Annotated in this window: 21 protein-coding genes; 11 read left to right on the top strand and 10 right to left on the bottom strand. The window is 65.8% G+C overall.

Going from position 1 to position 19,625, the window contains the following annotated elements:
• Window positions 1–213: 213 nt before the first annotated feature.
• Entirely contained in the window at window positions 214–852 is a 639-nt protein-coding gene (locus AB0L58_RS31415; protein ID WP_364392312.1) for a hypothetical protein, read from the bottom strand.
• A 240-nt stretch (window positions 853–1,092) separates the two neighbouring features.
• Here AB0L58_RS31415 and AB0L58_RS31410 point away from each other — a divergent pair, with 240 nt between their 5' ends.
• The 5 genes from AB0L58_RS31410 to phoU all read left to right on the top strand — a co-directional run bounded on the left by AB0L58_RS31410 (window position 1,093) and on the right by phoU (window position 6,819).
• On the top strand, window positions 1,093–1,959 hold the full coding sequence (locus AB0L58_RS31410) for an SDR family oxidoreductase (protein WP_364392310.1): 867 nt from the start codon (window positions 1,093–1,095) through the stop codon (window positions 1,957–1,959).
• Between the two features lie 183 nt (window positions 1,960–2,142).
• Window positions 2,143–2,388: a hypothetical protein gene (locus AB0L58_RS31405; protein ID WP_364392308.1), complete on the top strand. Its 246-nt coding sequence runs from the start codon at window positions 2,143–2,145 to the stop codon at window positions 2,386–2,388.
• 40 nt (window positions 2,389–2,428) lie between these two features.
• Window positions 2,429–3,550, top strand: a complete 1,122-nt coding sequence (gene dusB / locus AB0L58_RS31400) for a tRNA dihydrouridine synthase DusB (protein WP_364392338.1) — start codon at window positions 2,429–2,431, stop codon at window positions 3,548–3,550.
• Between the two features lie 198 nt (window positions 3,551–3,748).
• Entirely contained in the window at window positions 3,749–6,055 is a 2,307-nt protein-coding gene (locus AB0L58_RS31395) for an LCP family protein (protein WP_364392305.1), read from the top strand.
• A 101-nt stretch (window positions 6,056–6,156) separates the two neighbouring features.
• Complete coding sequence (phoU, locus tag AB0L58_RS31390; RefSeq protein WP_364392303.1) at window positions 6,157–6,819, top strand: phosphate signaling complex protein PhoU; 663 nt, start codon at window positions 6,157–6,159, stop codon at window positions 6,817–6,819.
• 204 nt (window positions 6,820–7,023) lie between these two features.
• On the opposite strand, the gene pstB is transcribed toward phoU, so the two are convergent.
• The 6 genes from pstB to AB0L58_RS31360 form a co-directional block, all read right to left on the bottom strand.
• Window positions 7,024–7,800: a phosphate ABC transporter ATP-binding protein PstB gene (gene pstB, locus AB0L58_RS31385; RefSeq protein WP_364392300.1), complete on the bottom strand. Its 777-nt coding sequence runs from the start codon at window positions 7,798–7,800 to the stop codon at window positions 7,024–7,026.
• 18 nt (window positions 7,801–7,818) lie between these two features.
• Window positions 7,819–8,724, bottom strand: coding sequence for a phosphate ABC transporter permease PstA (gene pstA / locus AB0L58_RS31380; protein WP_364392298.1), 906 nt, complete (start codon window positions 8,722–8,724; stop codon window positions 7,819–7,821).
• Window positions 8,724–9,716, bottom strand: a complete 993-nt coding sequence (gene pstC, locus AB0L58_RS31375; protein WP_364392297.1) for a phosphate ABC transporter permease subunit PstC — start codon at window positions 9,714–9,716, stop codon at window positions 8,724–8,726. Before pstC ends, pstA begins: the two co-directional genes overlap by 1 nt.
• 91 nt (window positions 9,717–9,807) lie before the next feature.
• Entirely contained in the window at window positions 9,808–10,920 is a 1,113-nt protein-coding gene (gene pstS / locus AB0L58_RS31370; RefSeq protein ID WP_364392295.1) for a phosphate ABC transporter substrate-binding protein PstS, read from the bottom strand.
• A 249-nt stretch (window positions 10,921–11,169) separates the two neighbouring features.
• Window positions 11,170–12,081: a mycothiol synthase gene (gene mshD, locus AB0L58_RS31365; protein WP_364392292.1), complete on the bottom strand. Its 912-nt coding sequence runs from the start codon at window positions 12,079–12,081 to the stop codon at window positions 11,170–11,172.
• A gap of 139 nt (window positions 12,082–12,220) precedes the next feature.
• Window positions 12,221–12,988, bottom strand: a complete 768-nt coding sequence (locus AB0L58_RS31360; protein WP_364392290.1) for a response regulator transcription factor — start codon at window positions 12,986–12,988, stop codon at window positions 12,221–12,223.
• A gap of 183 nt (window positions 12,989–13,171) precedes the next feature.
• On the opposite strand from AB0L58_RS31360, the gene AB0L58_RS31355 reads away from it, so the two are divergent.
• The 6 genes from AB0L58_RS31355 to AB0L58_RS31330 all read left to right on the top strand — a co-directional run bounded on the left by AB0L58_RS31355 (window position 13,172) and on the right by AB0L58_RS31330 (window position 17,362).
• Window positions 13,172–13,978, top strand: coding sequence for an LmeA family phospholipid-binding protein (locus AB0L58_RS31355; protein ID WP_364392288.1), 807 nt, complete (start codon window positions 13,172–13,174; stop codon window positions 13,976–13,978).
• The gene (locus AB0L58_RS31350; RefSeq protein ID WP_364392286.1) at window positions 13,975–14,415 is read left to right on the top strand and encodes a thioredoxin family protein; all 441 of its coding nucleotides are present in this window, start codon (window positions 13,975–13,977) and stop codon (window positions 14,413–14,415) included. Before AB0L58_RS31355 ends, AB0L58_RS31350 begins: the two co-directional genes overlap by 4 nt.
• Window positions 14,416–14,735: 320 nt before the next feature.
• The gene (locus AB0L58_RS31345) at window positions 14,736–15,296 is read left to right on the top strand and encodes a DUF4395 domain-containing protein (RefSeq protein WP_364392284.1); all 561 of its coding nucleotides are present in this window, start codon (window positions 14,736–14,738) and stop codon (window positions 15,294–15,296) included.
• A 31-nt stretch (window positions 15,297–15,327) separates the two neighbouring features.
• Window positions 15,328–16,161, top strand: coding sequence for a sulfurtransferase (locus AB0L58_RS31340; protein WP_364392282.1), 834 nt, complete (start codon window positions 15,328–15,330; stop codon window positions 16,159–16,161).
• A gap of 4 nt (window positions 16,162–16,165) precedes the next feature.
• Window positions 16,166–16,471 carry a DUF1416 domain-containing protein gene (locus tag AB0L58_RS31335; protein ID WP_364392280.1) on the top strand — a complete coding sequence of 102 codons (306 nt, stop codon included), beginning with the start codon at window positions 16,166–16,168 and terminating at the stop codon, window positions 16,469–16,471.
• 183 nt (window positions 16,472–16,654) lie between these two features.
• On the top strand, window positions 16,655–17,362 hold the full coding sequence (locus AB0L58_RS31330; protein WP_364392278.1) for an FABP family protein: 708 nt from the start codon (window positions 16,655–16,657) through the stop codon (window positions 17,360–17,362).
• Here AB0L58_RS31330 and AB0L58_RS31325 read toward each other — a convergent pair.
• From AB0L58_RS31325 to AB0L58_RS31315, 3 genes are all read right to left on the bottom strand, one after another.
• A complete protein-coding gene (locus AB0L58_RS31325) occupies window positions 17,359–17,943 on the bottom strand; it encodes a Uma2 family endonuclease (protein WP_364392276.1) in 585 nt (194 codons plus the stop codon). The genes AB0L58_RS31330 and AB0L58_RS31325 overlap by 4 nt on opposite strands.
• A 118-nt stretch (window positions 17,944–18,061) precedes the next feature.
• Window positions 18,062–18,460, bottom strand: coding sequence for a hypothetical protein (locus tag AB0L58_RS31320; RefSeq protein WP_364392274.1), 399 nt, complete (start codon window positions 18,458–18,460; stop codon window positions 18,062–18,064).
• Between the two features lie 347 nt (window positions 18,461–18,807).
• The coding region (locus AB0L58_RS31315) for an ATP-binding cassette domain-containing protein (RefSeq protein WP_364392271.1) at window positions 18,808–19,625 on the bottom strand (818 nt) is incomplete at its 5' end.

Below are 19,625 nucleotides of genomic sequence, written 5' to 3'. Positions count from 1 at the left end.
GGGCCAAGACGTCGTCAAGTTCGAAGAGCAGCGCGACCGCATGCTCGCCCGCGAAGCCAAGAAGCGCGAACTCGCCGGCATCGCCGGCTGATCTCGACCGCCGCGAACATAAACGCGCCGCCGCCGGATTCCTCCGGCGGCGGCGCGTTTATGTTCGGCAACACCGATCTCGGTGACGAACTTATAGGTTCAACATCGAAACTCGTTGCGGCGCTACTTCATCGGCAGTGCACCGTCGACACCGCCCACATCGGTGATCTTCCAATCCGAGTTCTTATCCAGCGTGATGTTGTAGGTCACCGTTGTCTGCGCCCCTTCCGGGCTCTGCGCATTCGTCGAACTCACATTTACGAACACATCGACTTTGTAGACACTGCCTTGCTCCGACATCACCTTCGCGGTAATCGGCGCGGCGGTGGAGGTCCACTTCAACGGAACCAGAATCTGTTCGAGCTTGGGCGCCGTCGCATCGAACTTATTCGCCAGCTGCGGAACGGTATTCGCTTTCAGCTCGGCCACCCATGACGGGATGTCCTGGTAATTGACGGTGGCGGCGCCGACCGCGTATTCGGTGGCCACCTGTTCGGCCTTCTTATCCGCGGCCGCCCGATCGTTTCGATCGGCGAGATCGCTGCGGGCCGAGAACAGAAAGCCGCTCAGCACGGCGACCGCGATTACCAACGCGCCGATTACCGTGCCGAGAACGACGGTGGAGATGCGAATCGACACGGTTCCCGACTGCTGTGCGGACTTGTCGGCCTTCGTATCGGACGCCTGCGCGTCGGCGGCCTTGCCCAGCTCCACGCCGGAGTCGTCCCCGCCTGCCGCGGTGCCCTCGATCCGTTCCGTCATTCGCCCTCTCCCGGTAAGTCTGGTGGTCACGGGCGTTACCCGCGGGTAGCAGGCTACTGAGAGCGTCTGAGAAGGCCGAAGTGCCCTCGGTGCCGGGGCACCGACCCGACGCGGAACATCGCGGGCCCGATGCCGAATCCGCCGACGATCCGGCCGCGAACCTCGACACTGGTGGTACTGCCGCCGACGGCGCGCCGCGCTGACCGGCCACAGCTCACCGGACCGTAGGAGGCCGAGGATATGTCGAGCACATCGAAGAGCGATGGGGCGCTCACCGGCAAGGTTGTCGCGATCACCGGCGGGGCGCGCGGCATCGGGCGCGCGAGCGCCGAGGCGTTTCTGGCGGCGGGTGCCGCGGTCGCGATCGGCGATATCGATGTCGAACTGGTGGCCAAGACGGCGGCGGAGTTGGGTGCGGACCCGGACGCCAAGGTCGTCGGTCTGCCGCTGAATGTCACCGATCGCGCCTCGTTCGCGGCCTTCCTCGACACCGTGGACGACGAGTTGGGGCCGTTGGATGTGCTCGTCAACAATGCGGGCATCATGCCGACCGGTCTATTTGCCGATGAGGACGAGGCGATGACCGATCGAATCATCGGTATCAACCTCAACGGGGTGATCCACGGTTCCCGGCTCGCGATCGAACGGTTCAAGGACCGCGGCAGCGGACACCTGATCAATATCGCGTCTTTGGCTGGGACACAGGGCTTTCCGGGGCTGGCCACCTACTGCGCGACCAAACACGCTGTGGTCGGGTTCACCTCGGCGCTGCACCTGGAGATGAAGGAGCACGGCGTGCACGTCGGTGCGGTGCTACCGGGCATCGTGCGCACCGAACTGTCCGCCGGTGCCAGTATGCCGAACTGGATCACCCCGCTGACCACGGTGGATCCGGAGGATGTCGCGAAGGCGATCGTGAAATCGGTACAGCAGGACAAACCACTGGTGACCGTGCCGCGCCGACTCGCGGCCATCATCAGATCAGCACAACTGCTGCCCTACCGCGCACAGCTCTGGGTCGCCGAATTAACCGGAGCAACTACCGCTTTCACCCGACCCGACCCCGCCGTGCGCGAGATCTACCACCGCAGACTGCGCGGCGAGTAGCCGAAGCCCTTTGGCGTGGCTCCGAATTCGCGCCGACAATCGCGGTGAACAGGGCATCGCGGGACGCGAATTCGAGCCCGCCGCCGCCACTTCGCGGTCGACGCCCCGCACGGCTACCGCGGTACTCGCCTTCCGCGCCTCGGCCTACCTGGACATGGATGTCGGGCGGTCCCCCTCGTCGCTGTGCGCGACGTCCAGGCCGGCCAGGTGCTGCTCGCCGCCGCGCTCGCCGCGCTGGCAGCGACCGGGGTGGTGACCGCCTCGCCCACGTGGACCCGGCAACGCCTGGTCCGCGTGCGGGGCAATCCGCCGGGACTCCGTCGACCGCAGCCCGGCGTCTCGCCCGGCCGCCCACCAGGGCCCGATCGACCGGGCGTGCGCCAGTGCACATCGGACAACGGTGGCAGCGGACCGGGATCGTCCGGATGAGACACTGGTGGGCGTGACTATTACCGCTGAGGCCAAGAGCATGCTGCGGATCGGGCCGTATCCGGTCGATCCGGCGGTGGTGCTCGCGCCGATGGCGGGCATCACCAACCTGGCGTTTCGGAAGTTGTGCCGGGAGTTCGGCAGCTCGACGTCTATCTACGTGTGCGAGATGATCACCGCGCGGGCAGTGGTCGAGCGCAATGAGAAGACGCTGCACATGATGTCCTTCGACGAGGACGAGCATCCGCGCTCGATGCAGCTCTACGGCGTGGATCCGGCCACACTCGGCGAGGCCGTGCGGATAATCGTCGGCGAGGGCTGGGCTGATCACATCGATCTCAACCTGGGCTGCCCGGTGCCGAAGGTGACGCGGCTGGGTGGCGGTGCGGCGCTGCCGTATAAGCGCGCGCTGTTCAGCAAGATCGTCGAAGCGATGGTGTCCGGCGCCGAACCGGCCGGTGTTCCGGTGACGGTGAAGTTCCGCATCGGCATCGACGACGACCATCTCACCTACTTGGACGCGGGGCGCATTGCCGAGGCCGCGGGCGCCAAGGCCGTCGCACTGCACGCCCGCACCGCCGCGCAGCGGTATTCGGGCCAGGCCGACTGGACGGCGATCGCCCGGCTCAAGGAGGCCGTCACGACGATTCCGGTGCTCGGCAACGGCGATATCTTCGCCGCCGCCGACGCGGTGCGCATGATGGACGAAACCGGTTGCGACGGAGTCGTTGTCGGCCGAGGCTGCCTCGGCCGCCCGTGGCTGTTCGCCGAATTGCAGGCGGCACTGCGCGGCGAGGCGCTGCCCGAGGCGCCGAATCTCGGCCGCGTCGGCGAGGTGCTCTACCGGCACGGCGCCCTGCTCGCCGAACATCTCGGTGAGGACAAGGCCATGCGTGATCTGCGCAAGCATATGGCCTGGTATCTGATGGGCTTCCCGGTCGGCGCGGACCTGCGCCGCTCCTTCGCCACAGTGTCGAGCCTCACACAATTGCAGGACCTCATCGGGCAACTCGACCCGACCGCGCCATTCCCCCGTGACGCCGAGGGACCGCGCGGCCGTCAGGGTTCGCCGGGCAAGGTGGCGCTGCCGCACGGCTGGCTCGACGATCCCGACGATCCGGCCGTTCCCACCGGCGCGGATCTGATGCACAGCGGCGGCTGAGCCGGTCCCGCGACCGCACCGTTACCCAATCGTCAAGAAGCTTCCGAACAGCACATATTCCGATGCAAGAGACAACCTCGGCCAGTCGAATTCGCACTGGGCTGGCTCGCCGTGGCGGAATCGTTATCATTGGCGGAATCGGTCATGCCGGTCGAAAGCGGCCGAAACGGCAGCGGAGACGAAAAGCGAGGTTCGTAGGTGGGTGACGATCGGCACGGGCAGTCGCCACGGCCCGGAGGTCGCGCCCCGTGGGAGCGCTATCCCACGGCGGATTACACCGAACGGGACGGTGCGAGGTCGTCCCGCCGCGCCCGACATAACGATCCCGACTCCAGCTCTGCCCCGCTGACCGTTCAGGATCTGGTCCAGCGGGTCGATAACGAACGCAGCGGGCGCAGACGCCGGTCCACGACGCCGGACGCGCCGCCGACGCAGGCGAACCGGGCTGCCCCGAAGCCGCCGGAATCGACCACGCGACAAGCCGATGTTCCGCCGCGCAAATCGAACGCTCCATCCGCACGCCAAGCGGACGCGCCGCCCCGCACCTCGGCCATGCCAGCCGGCCGCAAAGCCGACGCACCCCGCACCTCGGCCACCCCCGCCGGCCGCAAAGCCGACGCGCCGCCCCGCACCTCGGCCATGCCAGCCGGCCGCAAAGCCGACGCACCTCGCACATCGAGCACCCCGGCCGGCCGCAAGGCAGACGCACCCCGAACCTCGGCCACCCCCGCCGCCAAGGCCGACTCGGCCCGTCGTTCCGGGGCCTCTCCGGTCGTCGACGACATCGCGGGCACCCCGACAGCCGCGCGCCCCGCGAAACGCCGTGCCTCGACCGCGTCCGGCGGGAAAGAGCCGCCCGAGGTCGTCACCGACGTAATCCCCCCGGTCGAGGACACCCCGCGCACCAAGAAGCGCGCCATCGGCTGGCCGACCACCGATCCGGATGAACCGAAAACCGCGGCCGCATCCACCCGCGTCGGCCTGTCGCGGCTCGCCGCGAGTCGGCAGCGTCGCAATAAGCGGCTGCAGCTCGCCGGCCGGGCCACCCTGATCGTCTGTGCGGTGGTCGCACTGCTGGTCACCGGCGGCGGCTGGAGCTATCTGCGCTCGACCGCCAACGGCTTCACCCAGGTTTCCGCGCTCGACGACCATCCGGAAGATGTCGTCGACTCCGGCGCACAGCTCGGTGACGAGAACTACCTGCTCGTCGGCACCGACACCCGTGCGGGCGTGAACGGGCAAGTGGGTGCGGGCACGCTGGACGATGCCGAGGGCTCGCGCGCGGACACCGTCATGCTGGTGAACATCCCCAAGAACCGCTCGCGCGTCGTGGTGGTCTCGTTCCCTCGCGACCTCGATGTCACCCGGCCGCAGTGCAACGGCTGGGACAACGACAAGGCCGAGTACACCAATGAGGTCTTCCCCTCGGCCATGGGCGACAAGCTGAATGCCGTGTACGCGCTCGCCGGACCGAAGTGTCTGGTCAACGTGATCCGCAAGATGACGGGTTTGAGCATCGGACACTTCATCGGCATCGACTTCGCCGGATTCGAGGCGATGGTCGATCAGGTCGGCGGCGTCGATGTCTGCACCCCCAAGCCGATCATCGACGGCATCCTCGGCACCGTGCTGGAGAATCCGGGACGCCAGCGCATCAACGGCGAGACCGCACTCAACTATGTGCGCGCCAGACACGTCTACGGCGAGGAACGCAGCGACTACGACCGGATCAACCGGCAGCAGCGCTTCCTGGCCTCGCTGCTGCGCGGCGCACTGTCAAGCCGGGTGCTCTTCGATCCCGGCAAGTTGAACGGCTTTATCTCCGCGTTCACCAGCCACACCTTCGTCGACAAGGTGCAGCCGACCGACCTGCTGACGCTCGGCCGGTCCCTGCAGAAGGTCGACGCGGGCGCGGTCACCTTCCTGACCATCCCGACCGCGGGCACCACCTCTTACGGCAACGAGATCCCGCGCGAGTCGGATATCAAGGCGATCTTCCGCGCCGTCATCGATGACCAGCCATTGCCCGGTGAGAAGAAGTCGACCCCGGCCCCTGGTTCGATCCCGTCGGCTCAGCCGACGCCGCCGAAGCTGACCGCGGTCGATCCGAGCACGGTATCGCTGCTGGTCTCCAATGGCTCGGAGACGGCAGGCGCGGCCAATAAGGCGGCGACCAAGCTGGGCAACCAGGGCTTCCAGATCTACAACACCGGCAATTACTCCGGCGGGAATTCCGAGGTCGCCACCAAGGTGCGCTTCGGGTCCGGCCACGAGGCCGAGGCGGCCACGGTGGCCAGTTCCATACCGGGAGCGACGATGGAGCAGTCGAACAGTCTCGGTGGCATCGTCGAGGTCGTGATCGGTGCCGATAACCCGACCATTCGCACTCCTACACCGGTCGGCGATCCGATCTCGAATGTCTCGGTCACCATGGCGAGCGCGGAACCGGTCACACTGCCCTCGGATCTGGAGCACGTCAACGCCGCCGACGAGACCTGCAAGTAGGTACGGCCGCGAGCTGGGGCAACACCGTCGCAATCGTTCGGCACCACCCATTAACCCAGAGTTGGTGACTCGGTCAGCACCTGGCGCTAGTGTCTGTTTTCATGCGTGTCATCTACAACGAGCAAATGGCCGATCTTGCCCACCTGCTGGGCGAGATGGCCGGTCTGGCTGGTTCGGCAATGGAGCGGGCCACCCAGTCTCTGCTCCAGGCCGATCTCACTCTGGCCGAGTCGGTGATCACCGAGGGCGACCGGATCGCCGAAATGATCACCGACGCCGAGGAGAAGTCGTTTGCCCTGCTTGCGCTGCAGGCGCCGGTGGCAGGTGATCTGCGGCAGGTGGTGAGCGCGATCCAGATCGTCCAGGACGTCAACCGGATGGGCGCGCTGGCACTGCACGTCGCCAAGGTGACCCGGCGCCGCCACCCCAACCACGCCGTGCCCGAAGCCGTGAACGGCTACTTCGCGGAAATGGGCCGTATCGCGGTGAATATGGGCGGGAGTGCCAAAGAGGTACTCGAGACCCGCGATCCGGAGCGCGCCGCGCAGCTCAACGAGGACGACGAGGCGATGGATGATCTGCACCGTCACCTGTTCACGTTGCTGATGGATCGTGACTGGAAGTACGGCGTCGCCGCGGCCGTCGATGTCACGCTGCTCGGCCGCTACTACGAGCGCTTCGCCGACCATGCCGTGGAGATCGGCCGCCGCGTGATCTTCCTGGTCACCGGTGAGCTGCCGCCGGATCCCGACGCCTCGGTGTAATTCCGGCGAAACCGCTTGCCGGACAACAGTAAAGGCCCACATGCAATGTGGGCCTTCATGTTTCTACCGACTCGACTGCTTTCGCGAGCACATGGGTAACTCGCCGGGTACGGGCTGACCGGATCCGCTCGTACTGCCAGCCGCCAACACGACCTCAGGCACCTGAGTCTGGCGCCTGAAGATCCGGGGGAGGCGGGGGGAGAGCTATCCGAAGCGGCCGGAGATGTAATCCTCTGTAGCTTTCTGCCCCGGGTTGGAGAAGATCTTCTCGGTATCGTCGATCTCGATCAGTTTGCCCGGCTTGCCCTGCGCCTCCAGGTTGAAGAAGCCGGTCTGGTCACTCACACGCGCGGCCTGCTGCATATTGTGCGTGACGATGACGATGGTGAATTCCTTCTTCAGCTCGGTGATCAGATCCTCGATCGCCAAGGTGGAGATCGGGTCCAGCGCCGAACACGGCTCGTCCATCAGCAGCACATCGGGCGACACCGCGATGGCGCGCGCAATGCACAGACGCTGCTGCTGACCACCGGAGAGGCCGCCGCCCGGCTTGTCCAGCCGGTCCTTGACCTCGTTCCACAGGTTGGCGCCGCGCAACGAACGCTCGGCGACCTCGTCGAGCTCCTTCCTGTTGCGCACTCCCTGCAGCTTCAGCCCGGCCACCACATTGTCGCGAATCGACATGGTGGGGAACGGGTTCGGGCGCTGGAACACCATGCCGATGGTGCGGCGCACGCCGACCGGGTCGACGGTGGAGCCGTAGATGTCCTCGCCGTCCAGCAGCACCGCGCCCTCGACGCGCGCATTCGGGGTCACCTCGTGCATCCGGTTGAGCGAACGCAGCACGGTGGACTTACCGCAACCCGACGGTCCGATGAATGCGGTCACGCTACGCGGCAGCACGGTCAGGTCCACATCGGCGACGGCATGGAACTTGCCGTAGTAGATGTTCAGGTCTTTGACGTCGATCCGCTTGGCCATCTGAATATCCGTTCGCTTCTATCGGTTCCGCGTGAGCAGCTTGTTGACGACCGCGGCCGCCGCGTACAGCAGGGCGATCAGCAGGATCAGCGTCAGCGCCGCACCCCACACCCGCGCCCGGCCCGCAGGCTCCGGATTCGCCAGCTCTTGGTAGATCAACAGCGGCAGCGAGGCCATATTGCCGTCGAAGAGATTGGTGTTGATCGACTTGCTGTAGCCGACCAGCACCAGCACCGGCGCGGTCTCACCCATGACGCGGGCCAGCGCCAGCAGGATGCCGCTGATCATGCCGGGCGCCGCGGTCGGCACGACGATCCGAACAATGGTCTTCCACTTGGGAATTCCGAGTGCGTAGGAGGCCTCGCGCAATTCGTCGGGTACCAGCTTCAGCATTTCCTCCGTGCTGCGGATCACCACCGGCAGCATCAGCAGCACCAACGCCAGCGATACCGCGAAGGAGCTTTGCGGGAAACCGAATGTCGCGATCCACAGCGCGAAGATGAACAAGGCCGCGACGATGGACGGCACACCCGCGAGGATGTCCACCATGAAGGTGGTCACCTTGGCCAGCACGCCACGGCCGTATTCGACCAGATACACGGCGGCCATGATGCCGAGCGGCACCGCGATGATCGCGGCGACGACGGTCTGCACGATGGTGCCGTAAATCGCGTGGTACACACCGCCACCGGACTGATCCGGCAGGATGCCTTTCTGCGATTTCTGCCACCAGTCCGGCGAGACGACCGAGTCGATGCCCTTCGACACCACCATGAACAGCACCCAGATCAGCGGCACGAGTGCGATCGCGAAGCAGAGCCAGACCACCGCGGTGGCGATATTGTTCTTGACCCGGCGGGCCGTGCTGACATGCCGGAAGGTGGGCGCCTTGACCGGCTTGTCGAGAGTCGTCGTGGTGGTCATTACCCGTTCACCCTTCCACCGGATACGAGCCGGGCCAGCGCATTGACGATGAAGGTCAGCGCGAACAGCACGAAGCCGGCGGCGATGTAGGCACCGGTCGGCAGTGGCTGACTGAATTCCGAAGCGGCGGCGGCGATTTTGGAGGCGAAGGTGTAGCCGCCGTCGAACAGCGACCAGTGTCCGGCCTGCGCCGAGGTGCGCAGGATGACCAACACCGCGATCGTCTCACCGAGCGCACGGCCGAGGCCGAGCATGGATCCGGCGATCACACCGCTGCGGCCATAGGGCAGCACGGTCATCCGCACCATTTCCCATTTGGTCGCGCCGAGTGCCTGCGCGGCCTCGATATGCGAGACGGGCGTCAGGTTGAAGACCTCGCGCGAGACCGAGGTGATGATCGGCAGGATCATCACCGCGAGCACCACGCCCGCGGTGAAGACGGTGCCACCACCGGAGATCGACACATTGCCGTCGGCGAAAAGGAAGAACCAGCCGAGCTTGTCGTTCAGGAATGTCTCGACGGGTTCGAGCTTCGGTGCGAGCACCAGGAAGCCCCACAGACCGAATACGATCGACGGCACCGCCGCCAGCAGATCGACGAGCATCGCGAACGGACGCGCCATCGGCTTCGGCGAATAGTGGGTCAGGAATAGCGCGATGCCCACACCGATGGGCACCGCGATGATCAGCGCCAGCATCGAGCTCAGCACCGTGACCATGAGCAGGTCCCGAATACCGAACCGCAGGTGGTCGGCATTGGTGGTGTTGAACTCGCTGCTGGTGAAGAAGTTCGCTTCGTTCGCCATGATCGAGGGCCAGGCCCGGATCAGTAGGAACAGGGCGATCAGTGCGATGGCCGCCACGACCGTGGCACCCGCTGCGGTGGCAAGCGACCGGAAGACGACCTCGGCCCCTTGGTTGTGGCCTTTCCTGGCCGATGGTGCGGCAGGATCTTTCGGTGAGGCCGGTTCGGTGCTCGGTTCACTCGACATAGGGGCAGTATCTCCAGCCGCCAGCGGACCAGTCGAGTCCGACTGGTCCGCGGCGGACACCTCAGGGTGCACGGTCATGGCGTGGCGGCTATCAGTTGATGGCGTTGATCGCGGTGGTCAGCTTGGTCTTGAACTTGTCCGGGATCGCGACGTAGCCCGCGGTGTCGAGACCCTTCTGGCCGTTGTTGACGGCCGAGGTCAGGAAAGCCTTGACCGCCTTGGCCGTATCGGCGTCGGCGTACTTCGAGCAGACGATCTCGTAGGTCGGCAGGATGATCGGGTAGGCACCGGCCGCGGTCGGCTTGTAGAACGACGAGGTGTCGAGCACCAGGTCGTTGCCCTCGCCCTTGATCTTCACGCTGTCGACGGCCTTGGCCGCGGACTCCGGGCTCAGCTTGACCGGATCCTTGGACGCCGAGGTGACGACCTGCGCGATCGACAGGTTCTGCGCCTTGGCGAAGGACCACTCGTTGTAGGTGATCGAGTTCTTGGTGCTCTTGATGGCGGCCGAGGTGCCCTCGTTGCCCTTGGCACCCTCACCGACACCGCCGTTGAAGGTCTTGCCCGCGCCCTTGCCCCACGCGCCGTCGGCAGCGGCGTCCAGGTAGAGCTGGAAGTTGTCGGTGGTGCCCGACTCATCGCTGCGGAAGATCACCGCGATCTTGTCCGAGGGCAGCTTGGCGGTCGGGTTCAGCGCCTTGATCTCGGGCGCATCCCAGCTGGCGACGGTGCCGTTGAACACCTTGGCCGCGGTCGGGCCGTCGAGCACCAGATCGCTCACACCGTCGATGTTGTAGGTGATGGCGATCGGGCCGAAGACGGTCGGCAGGTTCCACGCCGGGGAGCCGCAGCGCTCCTGCGCCTTGGCCGGCTCACCCTTCGAGGCGCTCAGCGGCGAGTCGGAACCGGCGAAATCGGTCTGGCCGCCGAGGAATTCGTTGACGCCGGCGCCCGAACCGCTGGAGGTGTAGTTCAGCGTGGAGCCGCTGCAGTTGGCCTCGTAGGCGGCGACGAAGCGGTCCATGGCGTTCTTCTGGGCCGAGGAACCGCTGGCCTTGAGGGCCTTCTTACCGCCACAGGCGACATCGACCTTGGCGGTGGAATCGCCACTGGCAGAAGTGTTGTCGTCACTGCCACAGGCGGCCAGGGGCATGGCAACCGCGGCCAGCACACCGATCAGGGCGCTGCTGCGCTTGAAGTTCACTTATTCCTCCGGGGAATCGCGTTCGACACGCCCGGTCCCTCACCGGCCCGGGCGGGTTTCGTGGTGCCGTTCGCGGGGAACTTGCGCACCAGGCGGCAACGGTGCCGCCCTTATGTAACGTAAGGTCGCTCGGTTGACATTTGGACCAGGCTGGGTGAACGGCAGGTGAACAGCCCGGCGCGATTGCGACCGAAATGTGTGACATTTGCCCCAGTGTTACTCGAGTAACTCCGGCGGTCTCCCTGTTATTCAGTCACCGGCCGAATAGGCGACATCGATATGCGCCGGAGCGAAGCCGAGTCGCGTGTAAGTGCGCACGGCCGCGGTGTTGTCGGCCTCGGTATAGAGCAGAACCCCCGACAGGCCACGTTCGCGCAGGTAGTGCAGGCCCGCGAGGGTGAGCAGGCGGCCGAGTCCTCGGCCTTGCGCGGCCGGATCGATACCGACCACGTAGACCTCGCCGACCGGCGGGTTCTCGTCGTAATGCACCTTTGTCCAGTGGAATCCGAGGATGCGGGCCGGATCGGCCGGATCCACCGCGATGAACAGCCCCTTCGGGTCGAACCAGGACTCCGCGCGCCGGACCGTTACATCGCGCTGGGTCCAGCCGCCCTGTTCCGGATGCCAGGCGAAGGCCGCGTTATTGACACGCAACAATTCGGCATCATCGGAGGACCCTTCGTAGGTCCGCAGCGCGATATCTTCCGGGACCGCCAAAGCCGGTAGCTCCGGCGTTGCCAGCGACCGCCGCATCTGCCACAACTCGCGCACGGTGCGCAGTCCGAGCCGGGTCGCAAGGGCCGCGGCGGCGGGCCGATTTCCGTGCGCCCAGACCCGAGCACCGGATCCGCCCTTCGCCAGCGCCGCCGAGACCAATTCCGCACCGATGCCATGGCCACGAGCAGCGGGATCTACGGCGACCTCCGCCATTGCGGGGTGTTCGCCATGTTCGGGAACAAGATTCGCGTAACCGGCGACGACACCGTCACGCAGCGCGAGCAGATGCTCGGCCGCGGAATCGGCCGCGACCAGCGAAAGTACGGCCTGTTCGGAAACCGGCGCGACACCATCCGCGACACTCGCCCGCTCCAACAATTCCCGCACCGCCCCCGCCACCTCGCCCCCGAGCCCCCCACACCACCGCAGCTCCACCTCACCCATGACCATCTCCCTAGTCGAACCCGTCACCGCGACGAACACGCGAATCCCGCGCGCCATTCCATCCGATCAAGATCAGGTGGAGCTGGTGGCGGGGGCTTCTCGGGCGATGCCGCCATGGAGTCCACTTGATCTTGGTCGACTACGGGACGGAACCGTTGACGGTGACGGGTGGGGAGTCGTCGGTGCCCTCGGCCGGTTCGTCGTCGGGGAAGGCGACGTGTTCGCCCTTGGTGGTGGTGCGCGCGGGGCGGACGGCCTTGTAGCCCACGTTGCGGACGGTGCCGATCAACGATTCGTATTCGCTGCCGAGTTTGGCGCGCAGGCGTCGTACGTGCACGTCGACCGTGCGGGTGCCACCGAAGAAGTCGTAACCCCAGACCTCCTGGAGGAGCTGCGCCCGGGTGAAGACCCGGCCCGCGTGCTGTGCGAGGTATTTGAGGAGTTCGAATTCCTTATAGGTGAGATCCAGCGGGCGACCGCGCAGCCGGGCGGTATAGGTGCCCTCGTCGATCACCAACTCACCGAGGGTGATCTTGCCGGTGTTCTCCGGACTCGCGACTCCACCGTTGCGACCGACCAGCAGGCGCAGTCGGGCGTCCAGTTCGGCCGGTCCGGTACCGGGCAGCAGAATGTCGTCCAGGCCCCAGTCGGCATTGACGGCGACCAGTCCGCCCTCGGTCAGCACGGCGACCACCGGCACCGACGAACCGGTGCTGCCGAGCAGTCGGCACAGGCCGCGGGCCGCGGCCAGGTCGGTACGCGCGTCGACCAACGCGACATCCGCGGTCCCCGCCTCGAGCAGGGACGCCACCTCGGTCGGCGCCGGGCGCACATTGTGCGCCAGCAGCGACAGTGCGGGCAGTACCGACTCAGGGTTGGGGTCGGAGGTCAGCAGGAGCAGCTCCACAAGCCCTCCTCCCATCTAGTAGCTCCGGACAACAGCCACACCGCCGGGGCCACGTCGCTAATCACAGGTAATCGGATGCAAGATTAGCGCGTGAACACCGATGACCTCGCCATCCGGGGTTAGTGTGACACCTCGGGCGAGACGTTGGATACCCGAAACACACCGCCAAGTAGTGTTGCCCGCATGCGCAAGCTGATCATCGGGCTGCTGTGCCTCGCGGTACTGGCGGTAGTCATCGATTTCGGCGCCGCCGCCTACTCCGAGTATCGCGTGTCGCGGGCCCTGCGGGTCGGCGCCGACCTGACCGCGGATCCCGACGTGGTCATCTACGGCTTCCCGTTCGCCACCCAGGCGCTCGACGGCCGATACCAGACTGTCGATATCCGCGCGCGCATCATGCGCCCCGATATTCCTGGCGAGATTTCGGTGGGCGCGACGCTGACCGGAGCGCACCTTTCCATGGGCGATCTCACCGACGGGAACGTGCGCGCAGTGCCGGTGGATCGGGTCGAGGGGCAGATGCGGCTCGAGCCGACCGAACTCGGCAAGCTGTTCAAAATTCCGGATCTGCAAGTACATTCGGCACCCGGCGACAAATCCGACGGAACGGGCGGATCGGGCGGATCCGGCATGACCACCGGGGGGCAGCTCCTGCTCACCGGCACCATGCCGGGCAAGACACCGAGCAAGCCGGGTGCACCGCTCGGCGGTGACAATGTGAGTGTGACCGCGGACCTCACCGTCGACGGCGATCAGGTGAAGATCATCGCGACCAGCATCTACCGTGGTACCGGTGATGCCACGACGACCGCGGTCATCACCGATACCGAACGCCCCAAGGTGCTCGAGCAGTTCACCCGGACCATCGATACGAACGAACTGCCGTTCGGGCTGCGGCCGACGAAGGTGTCCGCGCAGGGCGGACAGATCGTCATCGAGGGCAAGGCCGAGAACGTGACCATCGACCTGGATAGATTGCGGCGACCATGATTGAAATCACAATCCTGCTGATGGTGCTGCTCGCCGCGGTGGCGGTCGGCATCGTGCTGCAGCGCCGCAACGGCACGCTGCGCGCGAACGGCACCGAGGCACCGATCGAGTCGGCGCGCACCGATCTGCTCGCATCGGTCGGCGCCGACAACTCTGGCCCGGCGGTACTGCACTTCTCCGCCGACTGGTGCGGACCGTGCGCCGCGGTGCGCCGCGTGGTCGCCGGAGTGACCGAGGAGTTGTCCGGATCGCCGCGCCCGCCGCTGGATATCGAGGTCGATATCGATGCCGAACCCGCGCTGGCCAAGGAACTGAACGTGCTCTCGCTGCCGACCACCTTCGTCTTCGATATCGAAGGGCGGGAACGGTTCCGCATCTCCGGCGTCCCCAAATCGGCGGACCTGCGGACCGCGCTGGAACCGCTGACTGTCGGATAAACATCGGCGGATCGCGGCTGACGACGGAAAAACCGGGCGTGACATGGGTTGATAGCAACTGTGACGAACCCCGGGTCCAATTCTCCGTCGGAACCAGGTAAACTGCTCTGCGTGCAATCCAACCACGAGCTGATGCTCACCCGACGCCGCACAGTTGATCTGTGTCGCCTCGGTGGTTGTTGCTGCCTGTGTGGCTGAGCGGTCGGCTCCGTCAGATTTCCTGATGCCGACCTGCGTCCGTCGTGCGAGTGATCTCTTGATCCCGCGGCGAACTGGCATTTTTCCCGCCAACAGCACTATTCAGCGCAGGAGTACGCACAATGTCCACAATCTCCCGAAACACCGCCGATGAGACCGGGATTCCCGTCGTAGGTGTCCGCGGGCCACGCTTCGCCGCCTGGGTCACCACCGGCGTCCTGGTCCTGGTCCTGCTCGCCGCCGCCGTTTCGACGCCGGTCGCCGCGGTGCTCATCGGCCTGCAGGCGGTGGTCTTCGCGATCGGCGCGGCCTACGGACCGCGGCGGCACCCCTACGGCCGGATCTTCGCGGCGTTCATCGTGCCGCGCCTCGGTCCGACCGTCGAAACCGAACCCGTGGCCCCGCTACGGTTCGCCCAATTACTCGGCCTGGTCTTCAGTGCCGTCAGCCTGCTGGGTTTCCTGGTCGGCTCCACCGTCGTCGGCGCGGTGTTCGCCGGCTTCGCCCTGTTCGCGGCGTTCTTGAACGCGGCGTTCGGGATCTGCCTGGGTTGCCAGATCTATCCGCTGGTCGCCCGACTCCGCCGGGCAGGGCCGATGGGCGGTGTTCGCGGGCCCTCCGTGGTCACGCAAGCTACCGCCTCCGAGCCTGACGCGAACACCGCTGGGTCCCCGGCGAACTGACCCTGCAAGTCACCACCCCGAAAGGAACAACATGGCCCGCTCCGATGTCCTGGTCTCCGTTGACTGGGCCGAAGAGAACCTCAACGCCCCCGGCATCGTCTTCGTCGAGGTCGATGAGGACACCTCCGCCTACGACGGCGGCCACATCGAGGGTGCCGTTCGGCTCGACTGGAAGAAGGACCTGCAGGATCAGGTTCGTCGCGACTTCGTGAACCAGGAGCAGTTCTCCGATCTGCTCTCGGCGCGCGGCATCGCGAACGACGACGAGGTCGTGCTCTACGGCGGCAACAACAACTGGTTCGCCGCATACGCCTACTGGTACTTCAAGCTGTACGGCCACAACAACGTCAAGCTGCTCGACGGCGGCCGCAAGAAGTGGGAACTCGACGGTCGTCCGCTGTCCCGCGACGCCGTGAACCGCCCGGCCACCCAGTACAAGGCCGCCGCCCCCGATCTGACCATCCGCGCATTCCGCGATGAGGTCATCGCCGCCATCGGCGCCAAGAACCTGGTCGACGTGCGCTCCCCTGACGAGTTCTCCGGCAAGATCCTGGCTCCGGCCCACCTGCCGCAGGAGCAGAGCCAGCGCCCCGGCCACATCCCCGGCGCCATCAACGTGCCGTGGAGCAAGGCCGCGAACGAGGACGGCACCTTCAAGTCCGATGCCGAGCTGACCGAGATCTACGGCGAGGCCGGGCTGGACGGGTCGAAGGACACCATCGCCTACTGCCGCATCGGTGAGCGCTCCTCGCACACCTGGTTCGTGCTGCAGGAGCTGCTGGGTCACCAGAATGTCAAGAACTACGACGGCAGCTGGACCGAATACGGCTCGCTCGTCGGTGCACCGATCGAGTTGGGAGAGTAATCACATGTGCGCAGCACCTACCCAGGGCCAGGCCATTCCGGCCGGAGTCGATGTCGAGAAGGAAACGGTCATCACCGGCCGTGTGCTGAGCTCGGACGGTCAGCCCGTCGGCGGCGCGTTCGTGCGCCTGCTCGACGGCAACGGTGACTTCACCGCCGAGGTCGTGGCCTCGGGCACCGGCGATTTCCGCTTCTTCGCGGCGCCGGGCGCGTGGACCGTGCGTGCGTTGTCCTCCTCGGGCAATGGCTCGGCCGAGGTTCGCCCGGAGAGCGCGGGCATCCACGCCGTGGATGTGGCGGTCGCCAAGTAAGTAGTTCCACCGACGGCCCCGTCGTTTCCCGGTAGCCGGGAAGCAACGGGGCCGTTGTGCTGGGCGGGACGCGAGTCGTTAGACTCCGAATGTGGTCCTCTTCTTCGAGATTCTGCTGGTGGCCGTGGCCGTTCTCATCGGCTGGTTCGGCCTGTACGTCTTCTACCGGTTGTTCACCGAATCATGAGTGAACTCGCGAGCGAAGGTTCCAACCCGGCCGAGCGAGCGAGTGAACAACTGAACGGCAACGGCTCGGCCGAGTCGGCCCCGCGCCGCAGTGGCGACGAGGCCGTGGCCGAGGCGGCCGAACGGGCGAAATCGACTGGTGTGCGCAATATTCCGGTGCTACCGGATCTGCCGCTGCCGGAGGACACCGCGAATCTGCGGCTCGGCCCGGATCTGAGTTCGTCGATGCTGGCGCTGCTGCCGATGGTCGGTGTGTGGCGCGGTGAGGGCGAGGGCAACGATCCCGATCGCGGCGACTACCGGTTCGGCCAGCAGATCATCGTCTCCCACGACGGTGGCGACTACCTGTCCTGGGACTCCCGATCCTGGGTCATCGAATCCGACGGCTCCTACGGCGGCCCCGATCTGCGCGAGAGCGGCTTCTGGCGCGTCGGCATCGACGGCGATGACGAGGTCATCGAACTGCTGCTGACCCACAGCACCGGCATCGTCGAACTCTTCTATGGGACCGCGCTGACCCAGTCCTCCTGGGAATTGGCCACCGATGTCGTCATCCGCAGCCAATCCGGCATCGTCGTCGGCGGAGCCAAGCGACTGTACGGCATCGTCGAAGGTGGTGACCTGGCCTACGTCGAGGAGCGGGTCGTGGCCGACGGTCCCTTGGAACCCCGCCTGTCGGCCCGTTTACAGCGCTACATCGGTTAGCCGCGCCACCCGATCGACGTCAGGTCGATATCGATCGGGAACGGGACGCTGATCTTCAGGCGGTCGTGGAAGATGCCCACGGGGACATAGCAATGCGCAAACGGGTCGAGTTCGTAGACGTAGACGACGGCTTCATCGTCACGACGCTCGACCCGCCAGTAGTTCGGGATTCCTGCCTTCGCATACTTAGCTGGCTTGGTCTCCCTGTCACGCTCTTCGGAATCCGGAGACACTGCTTCGACCGCGAGAACAATGTCCTCAGCGAAGTAGTAGGTGGATGGATCCCCTCGGTGGGCCGCCGCCATGCTGACCACCAGAACATCTGGCTCCGGCATCTGACGCGGTCCGAGCTTGACGGCCATCTCACGGTCGGCATAGAGCTCAGGCGGAGTTTGTTGATCGAGGTCCCGCCAGAGAATCGACACGGCCCGGCTGTGCCATCTTTCCTGCGGACTCACGAAGATCAGACTCCCGTCGATCAGTTCGGTGTGCTTGGGAAGGCCGCGCAGCTCCAGGAAGTCCTCGACGGTGAATCCACCGGCAGGTGGAATCACCCAGTCCGGCAACGGCTCAACGGTCATTGCCCCAGCGTAGCGCCTGTCCCCGTGGAACATAATCGGAAAACCAACAGCCCATCCGCCGCGGATGTACGCACCGATTGTGTCGGCCGCACACCCGCGAGCCGGAGTGCGGTTAGGACTATGGGTGTGCAGGCGGGCGGGTCGGGTGCCAGGTGACGAGCAGTTCGTCGGCGAGGGTTTCGATGGCGAGTTTCGAGCCGTTCACTTCGAGGATGGCGGCGCGCAGGCGGTTGTCGTGCAGGTGGGATTCGGAGACGGCGGCGATGTGGCAGCCGATCAGGTCGGAGTACGGGGGTTCGGAGCCGACGTCGAATGCGGTGTATTTGCCCAATTCGGCTACGTAGTCGATGTATTCGGGTTCGGTGAGGCCGACGAACGGGTCGCGCCACGGAGTCGATGCGATGCGGAGTTCCTCGCCGTCGGTGCCGGCGTCCAAGAGCAGGACCGAACCGTCCTCGAAGGTCAATTCGATGGGGCCCTCGGTGCGGTCGACATCACTTCCGTGTACGTAGAACATGCGGCGAACCGCCCTGATGCGGCGTCCAACCACTGCCGCTAGACCCTCCGTTGGCATCGGCTACCCCTCGTGTCGAACCCGGTCGCCGGACTCTACCGTTCGAGGAATTGTGCCGAAAAATGGAACGGCCCCCGAGCCGTACCCTGCTGGCGGTGAAGCCTGCACGGGTCCCGGTCGGACTAGACCGGTAGCTCGGGGGCCGGGTGGCTGCCTGGAATTCGCTCAGCACTCGCGCGAACGGAATCCGTTGCAGCAGTGGCGCTAGCGGACAGCCACCTCACAAGTCCTATGAACATACATTCTTCGAACCACCTCCTTCCTTGTGTACAAACGAATCTAGTCAGCGGTCAGTGCATCGGCAACGGAATTTCGCGGTGCGCTGAACCGGTCAGCTCCTCCGCTCCGAAAATGGCCTTGACCTGGCCTGATGTTTCGATGTGCAGCACCGCTTCGGCGCGGTGGTCGAAGGGCAGCTGATGTGTGACGACGACCACAATTCGGTCGGGTTCGACGAAGCCGCTGTCGATATCGAGTAGCGCACGCAGTATTCGGGCGCCCGCCTCGGCCTCGAGATGTTCGGTCGGCTCATCGAGTAGCAGCACCCGCGCGGGTGAAATGAGCGCACGGGCGAGCAGAATCCGCCGCCGCTGCCCACCCGATACGGCCGCCGCACCCCCGACCAGGTCCGTATGCACACCATCCGGCAGCGATTCCAGCCAATCCCCGAGACCGACTGCGCACAACGCCTTCTCGGCCGCTTCGACAGTGAGATCCCCACGCGCGACACGCAGATTCTCGAGCACGGAGGTGCCGAATATGTGCGCATCCTCGGCAAAGAACGTCACGCCGGGCAGCGGCGTACCGAACAGACCCGCCCACGCCATGAGCAATGTGGTCTTGCCAGCACCGCTCGGCCCGACGATGGCGATACGTTTCCCCGCGGGACGCTCGGGGAGGTTGCCCGGCAATAGAGTTCGCGCGCCGCTGATGCCTTCATCGACGCCCGAACGATCGGACGCCCGCAGTGTGGTGTCCGACGAAGAGTCAGCGTCGCCACACCCGTTGCCCTCCACCGGGCCGGTGGCGCTGTCCGGCGATCGATCTCGCGCGTCGCGGATCTGCGCATGGGCGTCCAGGCGATCGCAGGCGGGGGGTACATCATCTG

Source organism: Nocardia sp. NPDC052112, from assembly GCF_040680135.1.
Lineage (GTDB): Bacteria > Actinomycetota > Actinomycetes > Mycobacteriales > Mycobacteriaceae > Nocardia.
The sequence above is the reverse complement of the archived record's forward strand: the minus strand, read 5'-3'. Positions and strand labels throughout refer to the sequence as shown.